21 protein-coding genes are annotated in these 22,383 nt (G+C 63.7%); 13 read left to right on the forward strand and 8 right to left on the reverse strand.

The genetic code is table 11. The annotated features are described in order from the left end of the window. The 5 genes from OU994_RS02675 (at position 1) to OU994_RS02695 (ending at position 5,705) form a co-directional block, all read left to right on the forward strand. Positions 1-1,113: an acyltransferase gene (locus OU994_RS02675; RefSeq protein WP_281609523.1), complete on the forward strand. Its 1,113-nt coding sequence runs from the start codon at positions 1-3 to the stop codon at positions 1,111-1,113. After that, entirely contained in the window at positions 1,110-2,321 is a 1,212-nt protein-coding gene (locus tag OU994_RS02680) for an ATP-grasp domain-containing protein (protein WP_281609524.1), read from the forward strand. The genes OU994_RS02675 and OU994_RS02680 overlap by 4 nt, the downstream gene beginning before the upstream one ends. 61 nt (positions 2,322-2,382) lie before the next feature. Next, positions 2,383-3,369, forward strand: a complete 987-nt coding sequence (locus tag OU994_RS02685) for a glycosyltransferase family 2 protein (RefSeq protein ID WP_281609525.1) — start codon at positions 2,383-2,385, stop codon at positions 3,367-3,369. Next, positions 3,366-4,370, forward strand: a complete 1,005-nt coding sequence (locus OU994_RS02690) for a glycosyltransferase family 2 protein (protein ID WP_281609526.1) — start codon at positions 3,366-3,368, stop codon at positions 4,368-4,370. Before OU994_RS02685 ends, OU994_RS02690 begins: the two co-directional genes overlap by 4 nt. Before the next feature lie 570 nt (positions 4,371-4,940). Next, entirely contained in the window at positions 4,941-5,705 is a 765-nt protein-coding gene (locus tag OU994_RS02695; protein ID WP_281609527.1) for an N-acetyltransferase, read from the forward strand. Between the two features lie 152 nt (positions 5,706-5,857). Here the strand turns inward: OU994_RS02695 and OU994_RS02700 are convergent, their stop codons facing one another. From OU994_RS02700 to OU994_RS02735, 8 genes are all read right to left on the reverse strand, one after another. Further along, positions 5,858-6,637 (reverse strand): transglycosylase SLT domain-containing protein, encoded by a 780-nt coding sequence (locus tag OU994_RS02700; RefSeq protein ID WP_281609528.1) that lies wholly within the window; start codon positions 6,635-6,637, stop codon positions 5,858-5,860. A 79-nt stretch (positions 6,638-6,716) separates the two neighbouring features. Beyond that, the gene (locus OU994_RS02705) at positions 6,717-7,442 is read right to left on the reverse strand and encodes a GAF domain-containing protein (RefSeq protein ID WP_281609529.1); all 726 of its coding nucleotides are present in this window, start codon (positions 7,440-7,442) and stop codon (positions 6,717-6,719) included. 45 nt (positions 7,443-7,487) lie between these two features. After that, a complete protein-coding gene (locus OU994_RS02710) occupies positions 7,488-8,582 on the reverse strand; it encodes a nucleotidyltransferase family protein (RefSeq protein WP_281609530.1) in 1,095 nt (364 codons plus the stop codon). Further along, on the reverse strand, positions 8,579-9,481 hold the full coding sequence (locus tag OU994_RS02715) for an HprK-related kinase A (protein ID WP_281609531.1): 903 nt from the start codon (positions 9,479-9,481) through the stop codon (positions 8,579-8,581). Before OU994_RS02715 ends, OU994_RS02710 begins: the two co-directional genes overlap by 4 nt. Positions 9,482-9,488: 7 nt before the next feature. After that, positions 9,489-9,722 (reverse strand): HPr-rel-A system PqqD family peptide chaperone, encoded by a 234-nt coding sequence (locus OU994_RS02720; RefSeq protein ID WP_281609532.1) that lies wholly within the window; start codon positions 9,720-9,722, stop codon positions 9,489-9,491. Beyond that, on the reverse strand, positions 9,722-10,288 hold the full coding sequence (locus OU994_RS02725; protein ID WP_281609533.1) for a hypothetical protein: 567 nt from the start codon (positions 10,286-10,288) through the stop codon (positions 9,722-9,724). The genes OU994_RS02720 and OU994_RS02725 overlap by 1 nt, the downstream gene beginning before the upstream one ends. Positions 10,289-10,468: 180 nt before the next feature. Further along, complete coding sequence (locus tag OU994_RS02730; RefSeq protein ID WP_373922602.1) at positions 10,469-11,041, reverse strand: XrtA/PEP-CTERM system exopolysaccharide export protein; 573 nt, start codon at positions 11,039-11,041, stop codon at positions 10,469-10,471. Between the two features lie 241 nt (positions 11,042-11,282). Then, a complete protein-coding gene (locus OU994_RS02735; RefSeq protein WP_281609535.1) occupies positions 11,283-12,014 on the reverse strand; it encodes a serine protease in 732 nt (243 codons plus the stop codon). 337 nt (positions 12,015-12,351) lie between these two features. Between OU994_RS02735 and OU994_RS02740 the strand changes: the two genes are divergently transcribed. The 8 genes from OU994_RS02740 to xrtA all read left to right on the forward strand — a co-directional run bounded on the left by OU994_RS02740 (position 12,352) and on the right by xrtA (position 22,379). Continuing rightward, on the forward strand, positions 12,352-13,869 hold the full coding sequence (locus OU994_RS02740; protein ID WP_307731916.1) for an XrtA system polysaccharide chain length determinant: 1,518 nt from the start codon (positions 12,352-12,354) through the stop codon (positions 13,867-13,869). A gap of 144 nt (positions 13,870-14,013) precedes the next feature. Then, a complete protein-coding gene (locus tag OU994_RS02745; RefSeq protein ID WP_131148263.1) occupies positions 14,014-14,853 on the forward strand; it encodes an XrtA-associated tyrosine autokinase in 840 nt (279 codons plus the stop codon). Further along, positions 14,846-16,381, forward strand: a complete 1,536-nt coding sequence (locus OU994_RS02750; RefSeq protein ID WP_281609537.1) for a TIGR03016 family PEP-CTERM system-associated outer membrane protein — start codon at positions 14,846-14,848, stop codon at positions 16,379-16,381. The genes OU994_RS02745 and OU994_RS02750 overlap by 8 nt, the downstream gene beginning before the upstream one ends. A 17-nt stretch (positions 16,382-16,398) precedes the next feature. After that, positions 16,399-17,418: an XrtA/PEP-CTERM system-associated ATPase gene (locus tag OU994_RS02755; RefSeq protein ID WP_131148261.1), complete on the forward strand. Its 1,020-nt coding sequence runs from the start codon at positions 16,399-16,401 to the stop codon at positions 17,416-17,418. Positions 17,419-17,523: 105 nt separating this feature from the next. Next, a complete protein-coding gene (locus tag OU994_RS02760) occupies positions 17,524-18,408 on the forward strand; it encodes an XrtA system polysaccharide deacetylase (protein ID WP_281609538.1) in 885 nt (294 codons plus the stop codon). Beyond that, positions 18,405-19,562 (forward strand): FemAB family XrtA/PEP-CTERM system-associated protein, encoded by a 1,158-nt coding sequence (locus OU994_RS02765; protein WP_281609539.1) that lies wholly within the window; start codon positions 18,405-18,407, stop codon positions 19,560-19,562. The genes OU994_RS02760 and OU994_RS02765 overlap by 4 nt, the downstream gene beginning before the upstream one ends. 4 nt (positions 19,563-19,566) lie before the next feature. Next, entirely contained in the window at positions 19,567-20,829 is a 1,263-nt protein-coding gene (locus OU994_RS02770) for a TIGR03087 family PEP-CTERM/XrtA system glycosyltransferase (protein ID WP_281609540.1), read from the forward strand. Then, positions 20,826-22,379 (forward strand): exosortase A, encoded by a 1,554-nt coding sequence (gene xrtA, locus OU994_RS02775; RefSeq protein WP_281609541.1) that lies wholly within the window; start codon positions 20,826-20,828, stop codon positions 22,377-22,379. Before OU994_RS02770 ends, xrtA begins: the two co-directional genes overlap by 4 nt. Positions 22,380-22,383 lie beyond the last annotated feature (4 nt).

A 22,383-nucleotide genomic window follows, 5' to 3' on the forward strand; every position in this document is an offset into this window, starting at 1 on the left:
ATGAGCCGCGAATTCTCGCTTTACCTCGACGCCTTGCGCTTCCTGGCGGCGTTGATGGTGGTCGTCTACCACATGAACATGCGCTGGCTCAGCACCGGGATCCTGCCACTGTCCGGTCATGGGCACGCCGCGGTGATGGTGTTCTTCGTGCTTTCCGGCTACGTGATCTCGACCATTCACGCCAAGCGGGAAAATACCCCGGCCGAATACTGGGCCAGCCGCCTGTCGCGCTTTTACTCACTGGCCATTCCGGTGGTTTTGGCGACGCCATTGCTGGATCTTGCCGGTGCGGCACTGCGTCCGGACATCTACCAGGGCTGGACCACCCATGGCCTCGCGCCGGTGCGCATCGCCACCAGCCTGGCATGGCTGAACGAGGTCTGGACGATCTCCATCATGTCGTTCTCGAACACGCCCTACTGGTCGCTGTGCTACGAGATGTGGTACTACATCATGTTCGCGGTCTGCGTGTTCACCGCCGGCCGCACGCGGGTGCTGTTGCTGGCCGGTTGCGCACTGGTGGTGGGGCCGAAGATTCTCCTGCTGGCGCCGGTGTGGGCCATGGGCGTCATGGTGCATCGCTGGCGGCCGCTGCAGTGCACGTCCTTCGCCACCGGCCTGGCCCTGTTCATTGGCTCGATCGTTGCATTCGTGCTGTTCCAGCATTACCGGCTGACCGACCTGGGCAGTGTCTGGATGCGCAGCCTGGTCGGCGAAACCTGGCATCATCAGTTGACGTTTTCCCGTTTCGCGCTGACCGATTACCTGCTGGGCATGATCGTGGCCGCCCACTTCGTCGGCGCCCGCGCTGTCGCACCGATGCTGCTGGGCCGCATCCTGGTGCCGCTGGAGCGGCCGATCCGCTGGCTGGCCGGCTACACGTTCTCGCTCTACCTGATGCACCAGCCGCTGCTGCTGTTCTTCGGCGCCGCGATCGACGGCGACCCGGGCGGCTACCTGTATTTCTTCGCAGTGCTGGGCGCCATTCTCGTCACCGTGTGGCTGGCGGGTTCCATCACCGAGGGGCGCCGGCACCTGTTGCGCGCGTGGCTGCTGGCACGGTTGCAATCCCTGCAGGGATCACGCTGGCTTGCCGCGCGAGGCGCCCCGTGACGGCGAACCTTCACATGCCAGCCGTGGTGCTGGGTATCGATACGCCCATCGGACTGGCGATCGTGCGCAGCCTGGGCCGGCGCGGCGTACCGGTCTATGGCGTCGCACGCAGCGTTGCCGCGCCAGGGCTGTCGTCACGCTATCTGCGTGAAGGCATGCTGCGCGCGGAAGATGCGGCGGGCACGCTCGACCAGCTGGAGCAGCTGGCGCAGCGGCTTGGCACCGCCTGCCTGTTCGCGATCTCGGAAGGCGACATCGCATTGCTGAACCGGCACCGCGAACGCCTGGCCGGCTACCGGCTGATGTTCCCGGACGCGAGGCGGATGGAAACCGTGCTGGACAAGCAGAAGACCTATGCCGCGGCCGAAAAGGCCGGCGTGCCGGTTCCCCGCACGGTACAGCCGGCCACCTTCGCGGAAGCGCAGGCCGCGGCACCGGCGCTGCGCTATCCCGTCGTGCTGAAATGGGCCGAGCCGAACGAAGCCGGCATCCTGTTGTGCCGTGCGGGGCTGGAACTGGACAAGACCCGCTATTGCCACGACGCCGATGAATTGCTGGACTACCTGCGGCAATTCGAGCCGGTCGGCCGCTATCCGATGATCCAGGAATATTGCGCAGGGTATGGCCTGGGGCAGTTTTTCCTGATGCATGAGGGCCGGGTCCACTGCGTCTTCCAGCATCGCCGCCTGCACGAATGGCCGCCGGAAGGGGGCGTGTCGACACTGTGTGAATCGGTGTCGCTCGAGCACCATGCGGCGTTGCGGGAGCGCTCGCTGGCGCTGCTGCGGGAACTCGACTGGGAAGGCATCGCAATGGTCGAGTACCGCTATGACCCCGACCGCAAGGAAGCGGCGCTCATGGAGATCAACGGTCGTTTCTGGGGCAGCCTGCCGCTGGCCTGCCATGCCGGCGCCGACTTTCCCTGGCTGGCCTACAGCCTGCTGGGTATCGGCGCCGCGCAGCCACAGCCCCGTTACCGCGCCGGCCTGCGCTGCCGTTTCATGATTCCGGAAACGAAGCGGCTGGCGCGCCTGTTGTTCCAGCCAGGCGTGGTGGCGGATCGCAAGCTGGTGTTCTCGCGCGGCGGCGAACTGGCCGGGTACCTGCGCGACTTCCTGCGTCCGTCCACGCGCTATTACCTGTTCACCTGGTCGGATCCGGCCCCATTCCTGCGCGACCTGTGGCACGTGGTCCGTCGCACCGGCTGACGAATACCTGAGGAGCTTGGATGCAGAGAATGGAAACCCCCGGCGTATGCAACAGTGCCGCATGCAGAGAGGCCGCACCGTGAAGATCGCCGTTGTCATTCCGTACTACCAGCGCCGGCCGGGCATCCTGGCGCGGGCGTTGCGCGCAGTGGCGCTCCAGACGGTCGATGCGCAGCTGGACGTGATCGTCGTCGATGACGGTTCGCCCGTGCCGGCGCGCGATGAAGTGGCACAGTTATCGGCCGGGGAACGGTCGCACGTGCGGATCGTGGAACAGAAGAACGGCGGTCCGGCGGCAGCCCGCAACGCGGCGCTCGATCACGTCACGCCCGATACCGAACTGGTCGCTTTCCTCGACTCCGACGATACCTGGGAGCTGGATCATCTGGCCAGCGCACTGCGTGCGCTGAGCGCCGGCTACGATTTCTACTTCGCCGACTTTTACCAGCTGAACCAGACCATCAGCGCATTCGAACGCGCCGGACGCATCGAACCGGCCCGCCATGCCCTGCTGCCGGGCGAGCGCCATCTTCACGTGTACCAGGCCGACATGCAGTCGCAGATCCTGGGCGGCAACGTGATCGGCACGTCAACCGTCGTGTACCGCTTCCGTTCGTTCCGTACCTTGCGCTTTCGCGAGGAATTCGTGTATGCCGGCGAGGATTACCTGTTCTGGCTCGACCTGTCGCGCATGACGGACCGCATCGCGTTCTCGTCCGCACGCGAAGTGGTGTATCGGGATGGCGTCAATGTGTTCGCCGGATCCGGTTGGGGAACGGAAAAATCGTTGATCCGCCTGCACTACGAAATGAAATACAAGAAGGCCATCGCTCGCCTGTATCCGCTGACCGAGCGCCAGGTGAAGGAAAACCGCGAAGCGGTGCTGGCACTGCGGCGCGGCTTCGTGGCGGACGTGCTGCATCGCGTGGCGCACCGCAAGCCGTTCCTCGACGTGATGTGGAAGCAGCTGCGGATCGACGCGCGCAGCGTGCTGTGTTTCATCCCGCTTGCGATCGGCTTGATGCTGCGCCGGGAGCGCAACGCGTGAGCCGGGTCCTCGTCAGCATCCTGAACTGGAATGGCGCGGCGCAAACCCTCGATTGCGTGAGCGATCTGCTGCGCCAGCAACTGCCGGCCAGTGTCACAGCCGACATTCTGGTCATCGATAACGGCTCGGCCCCAGCCGATGCGCAGGCCCTGGCACACGGCCTGGCCGGCTTGCCCGTCGCGTTGCGTCGCGAGGCCGTCAACCACGGTTTCGCGGGTGGACACAACCTGGCGGTCGACCGCGCCCTGGACGACGGCCATGACTTCCTGTGGCTGGTCAACAGCGACGCGGTGATGGGCAGCCCCACCGTGCTGGCGCAACTGCTGGCGTTGATGGCGGCGGACGATCGATGCGGCGCCGCTTCGCCGCTGCTGGCGATCCTCGACCAGCCCGAGAAAGTCTACTTTTGCGGTAATTTCCACGACTGGTCGCGGCTCGATACCCAACGCGCCAGCAATGTCGACGATGCACGCAGCAAGGCCGGCCGGCTACAGGCCCAGCAGTGGGTACCCGGCACCGCGATGTTGCTGCGAACGCAGGCACTGCGCGCGGCCGGCAAGCTCGACGAGCGCATGTTCGCCTATTACGAAGACGACGAACTGTGTGCCCGGCTGGCCGCACACGGCTGGCATAGCGCGGTGGCGTACGACGCGCGCGTGCTGCATGCGATGCCCCGGCGTGAAACCGACCGCCCGGCGTACTACTTTTACCTGATGGCACGCAATTACCTGATTTTCTGGCACGGCAGCACGCCGGCGGCGCATCGGCACCGTCTCGGGCTGAAGCTGCTCGACCGCGCGCTATACGACGTGAACCGCCTGTACTACCGGGGATTTCCCGAGCAGGCGCGGGCAGCATTGCTCGGTGTGGACGACTTCCTGCGCCGCCGATATGGCCGGCCGGCACTCGACCGTCATGCGGGGCTTCGCCTGCGCGTGTTGCGTGCCCTGTTGTGGGTGCCTCATCTGCGTGCATTGCGCCGGCTCGACCGCACTGCGTGACGTGTCGGGTCGACGCATTGGCGGTCTCAGCCTATTGATCGGGCAGCTTCCTCGTGTCATTATTCCATGCTCAACCTTGCCGGCGGATCAAGCTGGGCTCGGTTGGCCAAGAGACGGGATCTCTGCCGTTGTGGGCCGGTGGACGTCATTTGAACTACCGAATCGACTCGCTCATTCCGGCACGCCCGTCGGATCGGAGGGTGGTTGGCAAGAAATCATGGACATAACGCCATATTGCTGAAAAAAGCAGCCTCGACGGCCCCCTAAACGCCCTCAGGTGCATTACCATCTGGCTATAGTCCGCTTCACGTCCGGCAACAAGACCGGACTCCGCGCGTTGCCAGGCCGTCTCCCTGCAGCCTGGCATGCGAAGGCAATCAAACAGAATGCTGGGCTATGTCTCGCAGCAAGAATACTTCATAAGTATAGTATTTAATAATTTGTAATGCACAATATAATTAGTAGTTCACAATAAATAATAATTAGCAGTTGTTGAAGGTGCACGGCAGGATTGGTAACTTGCTCCGTTACCAATCAAAAATGTCGAGCCTCTCAACAGGGGAGTGTGCTATGGCCTCAGAGTTTACCAAGGACGGCAACACCGATCAGCTTTTAACGGACGATTATGAATCCGGCGAGCCCTTGATCTGTGCTGTCGAAGAAGATAACTCTGCAAACATAACGCATGTGACTATCAATCAATCCGATTTCGGCATCCGCGTTGCCGATAATGACTCCGGGCGTGCTTCCGCGAGCATGCTCATCAACAAGATGTATGCCTGGCGCGGCTATGCAGGCACACACCGGATCGATAACAACCCTAACCGTATCACCCTGGCAGCCTCCGACAAGGGGGAAGTCATCGGTACCGTAACGCTGGGCATCGATTCATCGATGGGAATCCTGGCCGACGAGGTATTTTCGGACTACATCGAGGAATTTCGAGCGCGTGGCGCGAAGGTCTGTGAAATTACCAAGCTTGCTTTCGCTCCGCACGTGAAGTCGAAAAGCGCACTGGCTTCGCTGTTCCATGTGCTTTTTATTTATGGCCATTATCTGCACAACTGCACCGATGTATTTATCGAGGTAAATCCCCGCCATCGTCGATATTATATGAACATGCTGGGTTTCAACCAGGTCGGTGAATTGCGGAGCAATCCGCGCGTCGATGCGCCGGCGTACCTGCTGCATGTGAGCATGGATTATGTCAATGAACAGATCCGCAAGCTCGGTGGTACCAGCATGCATCCTGCCGGTGAGCGTTCTTTATACCCTTTCTTCTTTTCGCCACGCGAAGAGCAAGGGATTGCCAGCCGTTTGCTGCAGATTGGCTGAGTTCTTGTTGCGCCCGCGACGATGTGGCGATGGCCACATCGTCGTCGCGGCGTGTGCCGTTGTCGCTCAGGCACGGGCGGCAACGATCCGAAGTGCCCAGCGAGGGCATGCAGGCTCCAGGCCCGCAACAATGTCAAACGGTGGCGAACCCCTTACCGGGCCGGGAAAGCGGCCGGGGCCGAACCGCGGTAGCGGTGGACTGGCAAGGAGTACAGACGTGCGATGCGCGTGACGTAATCGCGCGTTTCCCGATAAGGGGGAACGCCGCGATGGCGCAGCACGGCACCCTCGCCGGCGTTATAGGCAGCGGCCACCAGCCGCACGTCGCCGTCGAACATGGCCAGAAGCTGGCGCAGGTAGGCCAGGCCGCCGCGCACATTGGATTCAGGGTCGAATGGATTACTGACACGGAACCGCTGCGCGGTTTCCGGAATGAGCTGCATCAGGCCCTGGGCATTCTTGGGCGACACGGCATCCGCCCGAAAACCGGACTCGACCGCAATAACGGCCATGGCAAGATCGGGATCGACTTCGTACGCAGGGGCGAGCCGCTCGACAATGCGCCGTACCGGCACGCTGGCATCGGGGTAATCGGGACGGTCCCACGGGTCGGGATCCAGGTCCACCCGCAGCGGCAGCGGCGGCGGAACCATGCAGGCCGGCAGTGATGCATCCTCCCGCGGCGGCAATGCCTGGACCAGGCGCGTGGCCTGGACATGCCCCTGGTCCGCCGCCGCCGAGAACAGCCGCCATGCCAGCGCATCGTCGCGCGGCATGCCGCGGCCATTTGCCGCCATCCAGCCGAGTGCATACTGGCCATCGGCCGACCCCAGCCGCGCGGCCTGGCAGTACAGGGCGGCCGCTGCCGCCGGGTCGCGCGGCATGCCTTCGCCGTGCTCCAGCTGGGCGGCCTCGGCCAGCAGGCCGGTCACATCGTTTCCTGCAGCGCCGGCCGTGCCGCAGGTCGCCGCGAACAGCCATAGCACGATGAACGAGCAGCGTCCCATGGCGTTACTTGCGGCCATCGCGCGCGCTGTGGCGCGCCAGGCTGGCGTTAAGCTGGGCGATGATTTCGGAAGCAGCCTGGACGATCTGGTTCGAATCGAAGCCGGCGCGCGCCATTTCCCGATAGAACGAGCGCGCCAGCAGGCGGGCCACATGGTCCGGTTTCTGGTAGACGATCTTGGCGGCGGTTCCCTGTAGTTCCTGGGCCAGTGCGAGCTGTGTAAAGCGGGAAGCCAGGATGCCCCGCAATTGGCGCATCTGCACAGCCCGGCCAACGAACAGGGCGACGGTCTCGAGCAAGGCCAGGTCTTGCTCGTCGAAGCAGCCTTTGGCGGTGCCGCAACTGGCCGTTAGCGTGCCGGCCACGCGGCCTTCGATGCGGATCGGGGCCAGCATCAGGCTGCGGCCGGGAGCCGCCGGCCGGCGTGCCATCACGGCGTAGGGCGAAGCGAGAATATCGTCGACCAGCATCGAAGTGCCGTTGGCAAAGACCTGGCCGGCCAGGCCTTCGCCGCGCGCGACCAGCGTGGCGGCGGCCTCCTGGGTTAATGGACCATGGCTGGCAGCAATGCTCATCCGGGCGTTCTCGCCCTCGCCATTGACCAGCATTACCGAACAGATTTCCGCGCCTACCAGGGTGGCGGCAAGCGCAGCGTGTGCGGCGAGGTCATCGTGGGCGGCAGGAATATCGTGGCACAGCTGATGGATCTTGCTCAACGGGTCGTCGGCCATCGGAACCTCCAGGGGCTTTTCATTCTAGCGGCCGTGGCCGCAAGTTCATGCTGCTTCTGGCCCGGACTTGCGCGGCGACAGAAACGCTTTGTGGAACAGGTGTCGTGCGAGCAGCAGTGGCGGCATCCGCAGCCAGTTGCCACGCAGGTAGAGCACGAAGCGCGCCACGGGACTGAAGCGGTCGCCGCAGCTGGCGTGGTCCGGCACCAGGACGCGGCGGAACAGCGCATCCATCAGCGCCAGCAGCGCGGGCGATGGCCACGACAGTTCGTTGCGCACCGTTTCCGGCACGGGCGTGTCCAGCAACATCACACCGTAGCGCAAGGCATAGAACAGCGGTCTTTCGAGTTCCAGCAGGCGCGCACGGGGTACCAGTTCGGCCCAGAAACGGCGGTCGGTACCGAAATGGCACAGCAAGCGATGGATGTCGAACAGGTCGCGTAGTCCGTTGTTGAACTCGCCGTCGCTGAACAGGTGGACGGCACTGTGCAGCACCATGTCCGCCGGTGCCAGTACGTGCAGCCCCGGCGTGCCGGCCACGGGTATGGCAGCGGCCCGCAATAGTGCCGGGTCGGGCCGCAACGCGGCTGTCTTCGGCAAAATTGCGTGGTGGACGTCGATCATCGAGGAACGCCGCAGGTGACGCATCGGCGGTAACTCGTGCATCCATTCGCGGTAATAGCGCTGGTCGTAGGCGTCATGGTGGGTTCCGGCCCAGCCGGCCAGCATCAGTGCCGCTTCCGCCTCGCCGATGCGCTCTTCCGGCACCAGCACGTCGATGTCCGAGAACAGCCGGCCCGGTGCGGGCGGCAGTCCAGCCAGCGTGTAAGCCGCGCCTTTGAGCAGGATGAGCGGCACGTCCAGCCCGGCGAGCGCCTGCCGGATCAGCCGGACTTCCCACAGCACGCCCTGGCGGTGGCGGCAAGCCAGCACCCTGGCCCATGCCAGCTGCTCGCGCGCCGCCGGCACGATGCGGTCCAGCAGGCCACGTTCTTCCAGCAGGCACGACAGGATAGCCAGCAGGTTTGCGGCACCGGCCTGCCGCAGCAGCAAATCCCAGCCGGCATCATCCAGCGCCGGCAACCGTTCCGGGGAACGCAGCGCGGCGGTGAGCAACGAATCGAGATGGTCGCGCGTCATGGCAGGCTGTCGAAGAAGGCGAGCGCTTCGTCCAGTACGCCATAGCGGAACCGGTAGCCCTGGCTGCGTTCGACAAGATCGGCGAGGGCAGTGAACCCTTCCGCACCGAGCAGGCTGTAGTTGAAGCAGTTCTGGGCCAGCTGCATGAAGGTGTCGGCGCGCGGCATCGGCTCGGCGGTCACTGCGGCACCGGCCTCGAAGCGGGGGAACACGACCCAGGCCGGCAATGCGGCCTCGCCGGCCCGTGCCACGCTGTCGGCCGGAGCGCGCAAGTGCGCGACAGTGCCTTTCACGGTGTCCGTGACAGCGCGGCTCATCACGCTGCCGGGGACGTACTCGCGAATGACGCCGATCGAGGCATTCTTCAGGCTGATTGGCCGGGGCAGGGGGTGCAGCTTGCCGTCGTCCAGGCGCAACAGCGTCAGCTCATCGGACAGCAGCCGCCAGCCGCCACGGCCCACCAGGGCCGCGCACAGCGTGCTTTTGCCGGAACCGGGCGGTGCCGGCAAGATCACGGCCCGACCTGCTTTCTCGACCACGGCCGCATGCACGATCAGATAGCGGTTGGCGCGGCTCGACACGCACCAGTTCAGCCCCCATTCGAACATCGGGAACGCCTGGTCCAGCGGCAGCGGCTTGAACATCGAGCGGCCATCGTACAGCAGCGTGACTTGTGGCCGCAGCCAGCGTCGCAGCGTGACGGGACGGACCAGGTCGAGGTGAAAATCGGCAAAACCTTCGCGCAGCGGATAGTCGCCGTACAGCAGATGAATGCCGTCGGCGACGCTGGCGATGGGCGAGCGCAGCAGCGTGGTGAAGCGGCCGGTGCGCAGGTGAATGCCCGGCCCGGCAAGGTGCTCGCCCAGCTGGGCACGGGTCAGGCTGCCAACGGTCGTCATGTGCGGCTCAGCAGGGTTCAATCAAGTCGAGCCGGCACAGCGTGGCCAGCAGCTCGGCCAGCTCCAGTGCGGCCAGCTCTTCCGGGGTCACGTCCCCGTCGCGCAATGCCAGCAACAGCGCCATCGCTTCTTCCGACAACAGATGGGTATCGCCGGACAGGTCGTTATAAAGTACGAAGGCGCCGTCCCAGCCGCGGTGCAGCAGGGCCTGGCCAGAAACGAGACGCCAGGTTGAAGCCATCAGTACATGGTGCCTTGCAGGTACTCGACGATCTTGGCGCCATCCCACTTCACGCCGGCAGTCGGCGTGTAATAGCCTTTGGCCTGGTATTCCAGCCAGATGCGCTGCAGCATGGGCACCGTCTGGAACGTCGACAGGCCTGCGCGCACGTTCAGGTAGGCCGCGATGAGGTGCCGGCCAATGCCGTTCCTGTCCCATTTTTGCGGATCCAGGATGCCGGACTGGCTGGCGTTGCCATACGTCTTTGCGTTCTGGCTGTTGCAGCTGAAGACACGGGTATAAGGTGCGTTCTTGTCGCAACCAGACGGCCAGCCATGGTTCTTCCAGTAGCCGGGTGACCGGCCAGAGCAGGTTGGCGGCGGGCCGCGGAAGCTTTGCAGGCCGCCGGACAGGAAGCCCGATGGGGTTGTGCATACCTCGGCTGCCATGCCGGGCTGGCTGTGCAGTGTCAGCAATACGCCGGAGGCGGCAACGCCAGCGCGGGCAAAGCGGCGCCGCGCCGCGCCTTCAGACGACAATTCTGCCGTGACGGGAACTGGTGCGTCATGCTGTTGTTCGGTGGCCACGTCGGTTTCCTTCTTGGTGGTCGGTCAGTTGATTGGCTATTGCGAAAATACTAAGCAATTACCGTTCCCGAGCGTCGAGCCTTGGTCGTAAACTTTGTAAATCAATGACTTGGGGCAAAGGAACGCGCCATTTCGATTGATTTTACGCAATGGCTGTAAAAATTCTCGACAGCGGATAGCTTAGAAGAAGCTTTCCGGAATCACCAGGATGTCGCCAGGGCGCATCGACACGTTCGCCGAGATATCGCCTTCCTTGATCAGGTCGTTCAAGCGCACGCGATATTGTTGCTGTTTGCCGTCCACGTTGCGGATGATCGTGGCCTTGTTTCCAGCGGCGAATTCCGTCACGCCGCCCACCGCGATCAGTACGTCCATCAGCGACATGTCGCGCCGGTAGGGCAATGCCTGCGGTCGCGCGGCCTGGCCGATCACGCGGATCTGTTCGCCGTAAGTTCCCGTGAAACCGGTGACGATGACGGTGACGACTGGCTGCTGGATGTACTTGGCCAGCGCCTTTTCGATGTCGCGCGCCAGCTCGGTAGGAGTCTTGCCGCTGGCCTCGAGATCCTCGACCAGCGGGGTGGTGATCTTGCCGTCCGGCCGCACGGGCACGCTTTGCGACACTTCAGGATTGCGCCAGACAACGATATTGACGTTATCGCCAGGACCGATCAGGTAATGGGACGCCGGCGCCGGCCCCGCATCGACCATCGTATTGCCCGAACTGGCGCAACCGCCCAGGGCACCCAGCATGATCGCGCATGCTGCCAGCCATTTGAACAGCGTTTGGTATTTCACGGGACTCTCCAGTCTGGTCGTTGCAACGATAAGGTCCGAGCTGCAGTGAAAACTGCGGTCTGAACGTTGACATCGAGGTGTGGCATCGACATGCGGCACCGCTCAGCGTTGTCAGCCATTACCAACTCGTAACTTTCATTGTGTAAATTTTGTGTTGCTTATTTTATACGAGACAACCAAGCGGCCGTGCAATTTTTCACTTCTTGGTATCACTTTGCTGCAACAATTCCCTGACGTAGTGCACCGGGATGGCGTAGGAAATTCCGCTCGGCTGGCTGATGGCATTTTCCTTCTGGCCCTTCAGGAAAGTCATGTTCAGCACGCCGTGCACGAGGCCGCTATCGGGGTCATACACAGGACTGCCGCTGTTGCCCGGATAGGCGGTGCCGTCGAGTTGCAGGATCTTGAAAGGGCGGCGTTGCAGCTGGTTGATCGCGCGTGCATCGAGCCCCCGCGAAGTCAGCGAGGGCAGCATGATCGGCGTGATGGCCGATAGCATGGCCCGGTGGGTGACGGGGGTCAGTCCCAGGTTCATGCCGAGAGGGAAACCGGTGAAGGCCAGTGCCTGCCCTTCGGCAACAGCGCCGCTGCCGTCCAGCTGCAGTGCGGGGAGCGGTTTGCCGGTGAGCCGCAGGTGCGCCAGGTCGTGCTCGCGGTCGAGGGCGGCCACGGTCGCGGGACGAAAGTCCAGCTTGTCGCCCGTGCCGATGACGATGCCCAGCGTTTCCATCTTCTCCACGTCCAGGTTCGGCAGCGCATGGGCATTGGTGATGATCGACAGGCCGTCGCCCACGGCAAAGCCGGTAGCGACGAAGACGATGGCGGGACTACGGGTGCGAAGCAGGGTGCCGATGCCCACGACGGAAGGCTTGATGGACGGGATCGTGTCTTTCAGCGCTGCGGAAACCGGCGGCGTGAACGCGAGCATAGCAATCAGGCAGACTGGCAGCACACGGTACAAAAGACGGGTCACGGGGTTCATCAGGGCAGGATATCAGAAATACATTAACTTATAGTGACAAAAAATTGCCTGAATAAAATTGTTTTTACGTATTGTCAGCGGTTTGCAACGCTCTAACGCGTGACATGTTGTAAAGAAAAATTAATATCAACAGGCAACGCTTCCTGCGCGTTTTCTGCGGTATGATAGAGCAATTGATGTAATTTAAGCAATATTCAGGAAGGCTGGTGGGCTGTAGCAAACTGAGTGGTTGTGGTGTCCTGAATGGCTTAGCTGAAAGCGAGTTAACAAGATGGCAGAAATGATGGCCCTGCTTTTGAGCTTCCTCAAAGCAATTGGCAAGTACCGCTGGTATGCGGTGGCGATCACCTGGCTGGTTGCCGTTGTCGGCTGGACCGTGGTGTCCAGGCTGCCCAATGATTACCAGGCTTCGGCGCGCGTTTACGTTGATACCCAAAGTATCTTGAAACCCCTGCTCGCCAGCATGACCACGCTGCCAAATACCGAACAGCAGGTGATGTTCATGCGGCGCACGCTGATCAGCCGCCCGAACGTGGAGCGCGTGCTGCGGATGGTCGATCTCGACATCACGGCGAAGACACCGAAAGAACACGAGAAGATCGTCGATGAGCTGATGAACCAGATCAGGATCATCGGCACCGAGCGCGACGACATCTACACGATTTCCTATAACAATCCGAATCCGAAGCTGGGCAAGGACGTCGTGCAATCGTTGCTGACGATCTTCGTCGAAGGCAGCTTTGGTGGAAAGAAGCAGGAATCGGAAAAGGCCATCCAGTTCATCGATGACCAGATCAAGATGTACGAGGAAAAGCTGGCCACCGGTGAAAATGCGCTGAAGGAATTCAAGATCCGCCATATGGGCCTGCTGCCACGGCAGGGCGGCGACTACGCCTCCGCCTACGGCGACCTGAGCGAGAAAATCAGCCAGGCCCGGCTGGAGCTGCTGGAAGCGGAAGAAGCGCGCAACGCGATCAAGCGCCAGATCGCTGGCGAAGACATGGCACCGGTGACCGATACGGCGGAACGGGCCATCGTCAATCCGGAAATCGATGGCCGCATTTCGACGGTGGAAAAGAACCTCGACCAGTTGCGCCTGCAGTTCACCGAGGAACATCCGGATATCGTGGCGGCCAAGCGCCTCCTCGGCCAGCTGGAACAACGCAAGAAGGAAGAAGCCAAGAAGGTTCGCGCGGCCGACCCGGGTGCCAGCTACAGCCCGATGCTGCAGCAGATGAATGTCCAGCTCTCCGTCGAGGAAGCGCGCATCGCATCGTTGAAAGCACGGGTGGGTGAATATTCGTCGCGCCTGGCGCAGATGCGCTCCCTGAGCACCCAGGCGCCGGAAGTGGAAGCCCAGCTGGCCCAGCTGAACCGCGATTACGCCGTGAACAAGGAAAACTACGAAAAACTGGTGCAGCGCCGCGAATCGGCCAAGCTGTCGGGCGACCTGTCCACGGTCACCGATATGCTGACCTTCCGCGTCGTCGATCCACCGGCGGTGCCCAGCGTGCCGGCCGGGCCGAACCGGCCACGCCTGTACACGCTCGTCCTGCTGGGCGCGCTCGTCGCCGGCCTGGGCACCGCACTGTTGCTGAGCCAGATCCGGCCGACCTTCCTCAGCCAGACCAACCTGCGCGAAGTCACCGGCCTGCCGATCCTTGGCAGCATCGGCATGAACTGGACGGACCAGCAGAAAGTGCGCCGCCGCCGCCGCCTGTATGCCTTTGCCGCCGCCGTCGCCTCGCTGATTACCGCGTATGGCGGAGTATTGGCCTTCACTGTTTTCCGGCAAGCCTGAGCCGGGGAAAGCACAGGATACATCGTGAGCATCATTGAAAAAGCCGCCAGTCGTATCGGCAAGTCCGCGGAACCCGCAGCGCCGCTGGCCCATGTTCGTGTTCAGTCCGCTGCGCAGCCTGCTGCGCCTGTACCGGATCCGGTCATGGACAGCCAGGATGTCGCAGTGGCCGAGTTGCCCGAAGTCGAGGCGCGGGCGCAGGGACCTGCGGTCGCGTTGTCCAATCCGGAGCCGGCGGCACCGGAACCGCTGCGCCGCAGTGGCCGCATGATCGAACTGGACCTGGCCCGCATGAATGATGCCGGCCTCGTCACCGCGGCCGGTGGGCGCACCAACCTGGTCGAGGATTTCCGCATCATCAAGCGGCCGCTGATCAAGCGGGCTTTTGTGGCACGCAAGCCGAACGCCAATCCGGGCAACCTGATCATGATCACGAGTTCGCTGCCGGGCGAAGGCAAGACGTTTACGTCGATCAACCTGGCAATGAGCATTGCCATGGAACTCGACCATACCGTGCTGCTGGTCGATGCCGACGTGGCCCGTCCTTCCGTGCTGCGCACGCTCGGGCTGCCGGCCCAGCGCGGGCTGATGGACATCTTGCTGGATGAACACCTCGACATGTCCGAAGTGATGCTGCGCACCAACGTCAACACCTTGTCGATCCTGCCGGCAGGCACGTCGAATCCGCGCGCCACGGAATTGCTGGCCAGCCAGGCGATGAAGTCGCTGGTGCTGGAAATCGCCAGCCGCTACCCGGACCGGATCGTGATCTTCGATTCGCCGCCGTTGCTGCTGACGAGCGAAGCGCACGTGCTGGCCAGCCACATGGGCCAGATCGTGGTGGTCGTCGAGTCGGAGAAAACGACCCAGCACGCGGTCAAGGAAGCGCTGCAGCAGCTCGAAGGCTGCAGCAATGTCAATCTCGTCTATAACAAGTCGCGCGAGCTGAACACGTCCAGCAAGTACGACTATCACTATGGCTAAACGTCGTGCCCGCTGTGCCGTGCTGGGCTCGGCGATGCTGCTTGCGCTGCTGCCGTCGGCGGTGCGCGCGGCATGGCAGGTCAAGCCGAGTGTCGAATTGCGCGAGACATGGTCGGATAATCCGCAGCTGCGCAGCGACAACGAAAAGCAGAGCCAGTTCATCACTTCGGTATCGCCAGGCGTCACGATCACGAACGACACTCCGCGGCTCCAGGTAGCGGCATCGTATAGGTTGAACGCGTTCGCCTATTCGGATCGCCGGGCGACGGGAAACGATCGCTTCAACAACTCGCTGAACGCGACCGTCAAGGGCAATGTCATCCAGGATCTCCTGTTCGTCGACGCGACCGCCGGCATTTCGCAGGCGCAGGTCTCGGCCTTCGGCCCGGTCAGCAACAATGGGTATTCCGATACCAATCGCAGCGAGGTGCGTTCCTACCGCGTATCGCCATTCATCGTGCATCAGTTCGGTGCCTTCGCCACCACGCAACTGCGTTACGCGCACGACCTGGTCGACAGCGACCAGGTCGGTTTCGGTCGCAGCACCTCGGACGTGATCGACCTGTCGCTCAACAGCGGGCCGTCTTTCAAGACGCTTGGCTGGGGCTTGCAGCTGAACCGTGAAGCCGTGGACGACAGTATCGCGCCAAGATCGATCAACAGCTCGGCGCTGGCCAACCTGCGCTATTCGCTGAACCGGCAATTCAACCTGACGGCCACCGGCGGCTACGACAAGTTCGACTACGACGGCATGGGCGAGGGAACCAAGGGCGCTTCCTGGTCGCTGGGTTTCGGCTACGAACCCAGCACGCGGACCAGCGTGCGGATGTCGGCTGGCCGCCGCTATTATGGCAACAGTTACTTCCTGGCCGTTTCGCACCGCAGCCGCAATACGGTATGGAGCATCAACTACAGCGATGACGTGACCTCCAGCCGCAGCAACTTCCTGCTGCCGTCGTCGGTCGATACGGCGGCCATGCTGAGCCAGATGTACCAGGCCAATTTTCCCGACCCGGTCATGCGCGCTGCGTTCGTCGAAGCCTACATCCGCGCCCTGGGCCTGCCGCGCTCCCTGCCGAATGCGATCAACTATTTCAGCAATCGCTATGCGTTGCAGCGGCAGTTCAACGCATCCGTTGCGTTGCGCTCCGCACGCACCACGACGACGGTCACGCTGTACAAGTCGCGTCGTGAAGCGCTGTCCCTGGTGCAATACGACAGCCCGCTGCTGGGCAGCGAGCAGCAGAACCTGAACGACAACACCGACCAGACCGGCATTTCGCTGAACGTCGGCTACCGGCTCAGCGCACTCACCGCTGCGGCACTGTCCGCCAGTACCGGCCGCAGCAAATCACTCAGCGGCAACCTCAGCGAAAACAACCGGCAACTACGGTTCAACGTGTCGCACAGCTTCCAGCCACGTTTGAGTGGCACGGTGGAAGTTCGGCGCAGCTCTGGCGGGCTGGCCTTGCAGAACAGCTCCTATGCGGAGAATGCAGTGTCGGCCTCCCTTTCGATGAATTTCTGACCGAGCGAGACCTTTTCATGTACGAGAGTTACTACGGGCTCAGCGACAAGCCCTTCCGCTTGCGCCCGGACCCCCACTTCTTTTTCGGTAGCAAGGGCCACAAACGGGCCATGGCTTACCTGGACTACGGGTTGGCGCAGGGCGAAGGCTTCATTGTGATCACCGGCGAAGTCGGTGCCGGCAAGACGACGCTGGTGCGCAACCTGTTCCGCCAGCTCGAATCGGATCGCATCGTGGCCGCGCACATCGTCAACACCCACGTCAACGCGGACGACATCCTGCGCGGCGTGGTGGCGGCCTTTGGCCTGCCGTTCGAGGACAGCGCCAGCAAGACCACGCTGCTGGCTCGCCTGGAGACCTTCTTGCGCGGGTGCGACCAGGCAGGCAAGCGGGCGCTACTGGTGGTTGATGAAGCGCAGAACCTGACCCCCCGCGTGGTGGAAGAATTGCGCATGCTGTCCAATTTTCAGTCCGATGACAAGCCCCTGCTGCAGACGTTCCTGCTGGGCCAGCCGGAGTTCCGCGCTACGCTCCATAACCCTGGCATGCAGCAGCTGCGCCAGCGCGTGATCGCCACCTATCACCTGGGACCGATGGATGAGCTGGAGACCCAGGCCTATATCGAACACCGCTTGCTCACCGTGGGCTGGCAAGGCGATCCGTCATTTACGCCGGCGGCCTATGCGGCCATCTACGAATTCACGGGAGGCATTCCGCGCAAGACCAATCACCTGTGCGACCGCCTGCTGCTGATGGGTTTCCTGGAGGAGATGCATGCCTTCACCGATGCCGACGTCGATACCGTGATTCGCGATATCCAGCAGGAGTTCGACGCACCCTCCGCCACGCAGGCTGCCGCGGGAACATTGGCGGAGCCGGGCGGGTTCGATGCGGAAAGCGCCGTGTTCGCGAACCAGTACCCGGCCGTGCTGGATGAGCGCATGCTGCGGCTGGAACGCTCGATGGGCTCGGTCCTGTCGATCCTGAAGCGGATCGTCAGCACGCCGGCCGGCGCCAACCAGGCCGTGGATGAATGACATGACCGACAGCGGCAAATTGGTTTCCATCGTGTGCGTCATCGACGCGCCTTCGCTGATCGCGGCCCGCGTCGCCGGTCGGCCGGACGAACGCCAGGAGATGCCATGAACGCGCCCATACGCCCCTTGCACGCGCCCGCGCCGAATGCAGCCGCGCTGCGCAACGCGATGACGATCGACGTCGAGGATTATTTCCAGGTGTCCGCCTTCGCCGACCATATCGCGCGCGACAGCTGGCCGTCGCGCGAATGCCGGGTCGAAGCCAATATCGAACGCATCCTTGCGATCCTGGAAGAGGGCGGCGCGCGGGGCACATTCTTCACGCTCGGCTGGATCGCCGAACGCTATCCGGCCATGGTGAAGCGTATCGTGGCCGGCGGGCACGAACTGGCCAGCCACGGCTACGGGCATTTGCGGGCGTCGGACCAGACCCGCGAACAGTTCCTGGACGATGTCGCCCGCAGCAAGGCCATTTTGGAAGACATCGGCGGCACCCCTGTGCTGGGTTACCGCGCACCCAGCTTCTCGATCGGTCCCGCCAACCTGTGGGCACTGGACGTGCTGCAGGAGGCGGGTTACCGCTACAGTTCGTCGATCTATCCGATCGCGCATGATCACTACGGCATGCCCGACGCACCCCGTTTCGCGTTCTACCCGGGCGGCACGGATGGCTTGCTGGAGGTGCCGATCACCACGGTGCGCATGATGGAGCGCAATCTGCCCGCCGGCGGCGGCGGTTACTTCCGTTTGCTGCCGTATGCCCTGTCGCGCCGCCTGATGCGGCGCGTGAACGACAAGGACGGGCAGCCGGCCATCTTTTATTTCCATCCGTGGGAAATCGATCCGGGCCAGCCGCGCATCGGCGGCGTCGGCGCCAAGACCCGCTTCCGGCACTATGTCAACCTGGAGCGGATGGAACGCCGGATCCGCGCGCTGACGCATGATTTCCAGTGGGACCGCATGGACCGCATCTTCCTGGAGCGTGCATGAGCGCCATCATCGAACAGGCCATGCAGCGCGCCCAGGCAGGCGTGGCCGCTGCCGCGGAACCGGCCACGCCGCCGCTGGCCGAGCCGGCCGCACAACCGGGGCCACTGTCGGTGCGGCTGCTGGGGGCCGAGAGCGCCGATCGGGCGCGCTGGGATGCGTTCGTCCAGGCCTGCCCGGAAGCCACGTTCTTCCACCGTGCCGGCTGGCAGCGGGTGATCGAGGAAGCCTTCGGCCACCGTACCTGGTTCTTCCTGGCCGAGCGTGATGGGCACATCGAAGGCGTGCTGCCGCTGGCGCAGATCAAGAGCCGCCTGTTCGGCCACGCATTGATCGCACTGCCGTTCTGCGTGTACGGCGGCGTGGCGGCACACACGGGTGAAGCCCGGGCGGCACTCGACGCCGAAGCGTTGCGGCTGGCAGGTTCGTTGAACGTGGGCCACCTCGAATACCGCAACTACACGCCCGCCCACCCGGACGACGCGGCCTGGCTGGGCAAGGACCTGTATGTGACCTTCCGCAAGGAAATCAGCGGCGACGACGAGGCCAACATGAACGCCATCCCGCGCAAGCAGCGCGCGATGGTGCGCAAGGGCATCAAGCTGGGATTGACGGGCGAGGTCGACCAGGATGTCGAGCGTTTCTTTACCGCCTATGCGAACAGCGTGCATCGCCTGGGCACCCCGGTGTTCTCGAAAAAGTATTTCCGCTTGTTGAAGGAAGAGTTTGGCGACGATTGCGAAGTACGCGTCATCGTGCAGGGCGAAGGCAGCGACAAGCGCCTGGTGGCCGGCGTGCTGAGCTTTTTCTTCCGCGACGAAGTGCTGCCCTATTACGGTGGCGGCATGCCGCTCGCGCGCGACGTGGCCGGGAACGACTTCATGTACTGGAACCTGATGCAGGCGTCCGCTGCGAAGGGATACCGCATTTTCGATTTCGGCCGCAGCAAGCGCGGCACCGGCGCGTTCGACTTCAAGAAAAACTGGGGCTTCGTGGCCCAGCCGCTGCCGTATGAATACCGCCTGGTCGCATCGCATGACCTGCCCGATGTGAATCCGCTGAACCCGAAGTACCAACTGTTCATCAAGCTGTGGCAGAAACTGCCGTTGCCGCTGGCGAACGTGCTGGGTCCGCATATCGTCAAAGACCTGGGGTGACACCGTGGAAGACCTGCTGTTGCTGGTGCATCGCATTCCCTATCCTCCCAACAAGGGGGACAAGATCCGCTCCTGGCACCTGCTGCGGCACCTGGCTGCGCGCTATCGCGTGCACCTGGCAACCTTCGTCGACGACCCGGACGACTGGCAGTATGTGGCGCATGTGCGCAAGTTGTGCGCCTCGAGCCATTTTGCGCCGCTGAACCCTCGCCGCGCGCGGCTGCGCAGCCTGCGCGCGCTGCTGGCAAACCGCGCACTTTCCCTGGACTACTACAGCGACCGTTCCACCCGTGCCTGGGTGCGCCGCACCATGCGGGATGCGGGCATCGAACGCGTGGTGGTGTTCTCGTCGCCGATGGCGCAGTACACGCAGGACATGCCCGAGGTGCGCCGCGTGGTCGACCTGTGCGACGTCGATTCCGAAAAATGGCGTGCCTACGCGGACAAGAAGGCGTGGCCGGCCAGCCTGCTGTACGGTTACGAGGCGGACCGCCTGTTGCGCTACGAGCGCCAGGTGGCGGCCGACAGCGATGCGGCATTGTTCGTGTCGGCCCCCGAGGCCGAGCTGTTCCGTACCCTCGCGCCGGAAAGCGCAGCCCGCGTCGGCTGGTTCGGCAACGGCGTCGATACCGCCTATTTTTCGCCCGATGCCGGCCATGCCAACCCTTACGCCTCCGGCGAAACCGCCCTGGTGTTCTGCGGCGCGATGGATTACTGGCCGAACGTCGACGCGGTCCAGTGGTTTGCGCAGGACGTCCTGCCGCTGGTGCGCGCCCGCGTGCCGCAGGCATCGTTCGTGATCGTCGGTGCACGGCCGGCACCGGAAGTGCAGGCGCTGGCGAAGCTGCCCGGCGTGACCGTCACCGGCACCGTGCCGGACGTACGTCCCTATGTCGTCCACGCGGCGTTGTCGGTGGCGCCGCTGCGCGTGGCACGGGGTATCCAGAACAAGGTGCTGGAAGCGATGTCGATGGCGAAGGCCGTCGTCGTCAGCCCCCAGGCGCTGGAAGGCATCGACGCCGCGACCGGCAGCGAGGTGCTGCTGGCCGAGCATGCGGCGGACGTGGCCGACACGATCGTTGCCGCCCTGGCGGATGACGGCTTGCGGGCGGCCGTCGGCCATGCGGCCCGTGCGCGCGTCGAGGCTTCGTATGGCTGGGATGCCCGGCTGGCACCGCTCGATGCGCTGCTGGAGGCGCCCCGGCAGCCTGCCGGTACCGCGCCGCTGCGGGCCGCCATCCCTTCACCGACATGGAACCGGGCATGAATACCGTTACCGTTACCGAAGAAGCCAGGCTGGCCGCGGCGCGATCCGGGAACGATGCGCCGCCCACGGCGCAATGGTGGATCGCCGGCCTGGCCGTGCTGTTCCCGCTGCTCGCCTATCTCGACACGGCGGCGTCGATCGTCTCGATCTGGGAACGCTCGGAAACCTTCGCGCACGGGTTCATCATCGTGCCGATCTCGCTGTGGCTGGCCTGGCGCCGCCGCGCGCAACTGGCGTCGTTGCCGGTGCGTCCCTGCTGGCCGGCCCTCGCGGTGCTGCTGCTGTGTGGCGCGGCCTGGATGCTGGCCATGCTGGGCGACGTGCTGGTGGTGCGGCAGTATGCGTTCGCCGTGATGATCCCGCTGGCCGTGCTGGCCGCGTACGGCAAGGCGATCGCCCGCGCGCTGGCGTTTCCGCTGGCGTTCCTGCTGTTCGGCGTGCCGGTCGGCGAGGGCTTGATCGAACCGCTGATCGGCATCACCGCCAACTTCACGGTCGACGCCCTGCGCCTGACCGGCATTCCCGTGCTGCGCGAGGGGAACAACTTCAGCATCCCGAGCGGCGACTGGTCGGTGGTGGAGGCATGCAGCGGCCTGCGCTACCTCATTTCGTCGGTCACGCTGGGTTGCCTGTATGCGTACCTGACCTACCAGTCGACATGGCGCCGGGTGCTGTTCATCGTCGTCGCCCTCGCGCTTCCGGTGCTGGCCAACGGCTTGCGCGCCTACATGATCGTGATGATCGGCCACTCCAGCAACATGACGCTGGCCGTCGGCGTCGACCACCTGATCTACGGCTGGGCATTCTTCGGCCTGGTGATGCTGCTGCTGTTCTGGATCGGCAGCTTCTGGCGCGAGGAGGCGCCGGCCGTTGCCGCGTCGGCAAACGCGATCCCCCGGCTCTCGTCCGCGTCGCCGGCACGGGTCGCCGCGGCCGTGCTCGGCGTGGCGGTGTGCGCTGGCGTGTGGCCGGCCTACGGCTGGTATATCGAGCGCGGCAACGCAACGCCACCTGCGGCCGAGCTGGCGACGTTCGCGGCCCGGGCCCCTGCCGCGCCGGCATTCACCGAGTGGCAACCGGATTTCGCGCCAGCCAGCGCGACCTTGCGCAACTTCTACCAGGTCGGCACCCAGCCGGTGGGCTTCGTGCTCAAGTACTACCGCGACGGCAATGGGGGCAAGCTGATCAGTTCCACCAACCGGCTGACGGCGCAGCGCAGTGGCTGGCATGAGACCGGTATGGCGATCCGGACCGAAACCATCGCCGGCCGGCCGCTCGTCATGCGGGAAACCACGCTGATGGGACCTGGCGGACGCGTCGTCGTCTGGCAGTGGTATGACATCGGCGGACGCCCGACGACCAGCAACTACGTGGGGAAATTGTTGCAGACGAAACAAAAATTTCTGACTGGCAGTGACGATGGTGCAGCCTTGATGCTATTCTCGCCATACGACGAGGATCCGGCCACGGCGCGCCCCGCGCTGCGCACTTTCCTGCAGGCCCATCTCGCCTCGATCGACGCCGTGCTTGCCGCCAATGCGCGACAGTGAACCC

Source organism: Pseudoduganella sp. SL102 (genome assembly GCF_027856995.1).
Lineage (GTDB): Bacteria > Pseudomonadota > Gammaproteobacteria > Burkholderiales > Burkholderiaceae_D > Rugamonas > Rugamonas albidiflava.

Bases quoted from the DNA above. Each gene is read 5' to 3' on its own strand.
- OU994_RS02675 (WP_281609523.1), top strand. From the start codon at position 1: ATGAGCCGCGAATTCTCGCTTTACCTCGACGCCTTGCGCTTCCTGGCG.
- OU994_RS02685 (WP_281609525.1), top strand. From the start codon at position 2,383: ATGCAGAGAGGCCGCACCGTGAAGATCGCCGTTGTCATTCCGTACTAC.
- OU994_RS02695 (WP_281609527.1), top strand. From the start codon at position 4,941: ATGGCCTCAGAGTTTACCAAGGACGGCAACACCGATCAGCTTTTAACG.
- OU994_RS02705 (WP_281609529.1), bottom strand. From the start codon at position 7,442: ATGGCCGACGACCCGTTGAGCAAGATCCATCAGCTGTGCCACGATATT.
- OU994_RS02710 (WP_281609530.1), bottom strand. From the start codon at position 8,582: ATGACGCGCGACCATCTCGATTCGTTGCTCACCGCCGCGCTGCGTTCC.
- OU994_RS02715 (WP_281609531.1), bottom strand. From the start codon at position 9,481: ATGACGACCGTTGGCAGCCTGACCCGTGCCCAGCTGGGCGAGCACCTT.
- OU994_RS02720 (WP_281609532.1), bottom strand. From the start codon at position 9,722: ATGGCTTCAACCTGGCGTCTCGTTTCTGGCCAGGCCCTGCTGCACCGC.
- OU994_RS02730 (WP_373922602.1), bottom strand. From the start codon at position 11,041: ATGCTGGGTGCCCTGGGCGGTTGCGCCAGTTCGGGCAATACGATGGTC.
- OU994_RS02735 (WP_281609535.1), bottom strand. From the start codon at position 12,014: ATGCTCGCGTTCACGCCGCCGGTTTCCGCAGCGCTGAAAGACACGATC.
- OU994_RS02740 (WP_307731916.1), top strand. From the start codon at position 12,352: ATGGCCCTGCTTTTGAGCTTCCTCAAAGCAATTGGCAAGTACCGCTGG.
- OU994_RS02745 (WP_131148263.1), top strand. From the start codon at position 14,014: ATGGACAGCCAGGATGTCGCAGTGGCCGAGTTGCCCGAAGTCGAGGCG.
- OU994_RS02750 (WP_281609537.1), top strand. From the start codon at position 14,846: ATGGCTAAACGTCGTGCCCGCTGTGCCGTGCTGGGCTCGGCGATGCTG.
- OU994_RS02755 (WP_131148261.1), top strand. From the start codon at position 16,399: ATGTACGAGAGTTACTACGGGCTCAGCGACAAGCCCTTCCGCTTGCGC.
- OU994_RS02760 (WP_281609538.1), top strand. From the start codon at position 17,524: ATGAACGCGCCCATACGCCCCTTGCACGCGCCCGCGCCGAATGCAGCC.
- OU994_RS02765 (WP_281609539.1), top strand. From the start codon at position 18,405: ATGAGCGCCATCATCGAACAGGCCATGCAGCGCGCCCAGGCAGGCGTG.
- xrtA (WP_281609541.1), top strand. From the start codon at position 20,826: ATGAATACCGTTACCGTTACCGAAGAAGCCAGGCTGGCCGCGGCGCGA.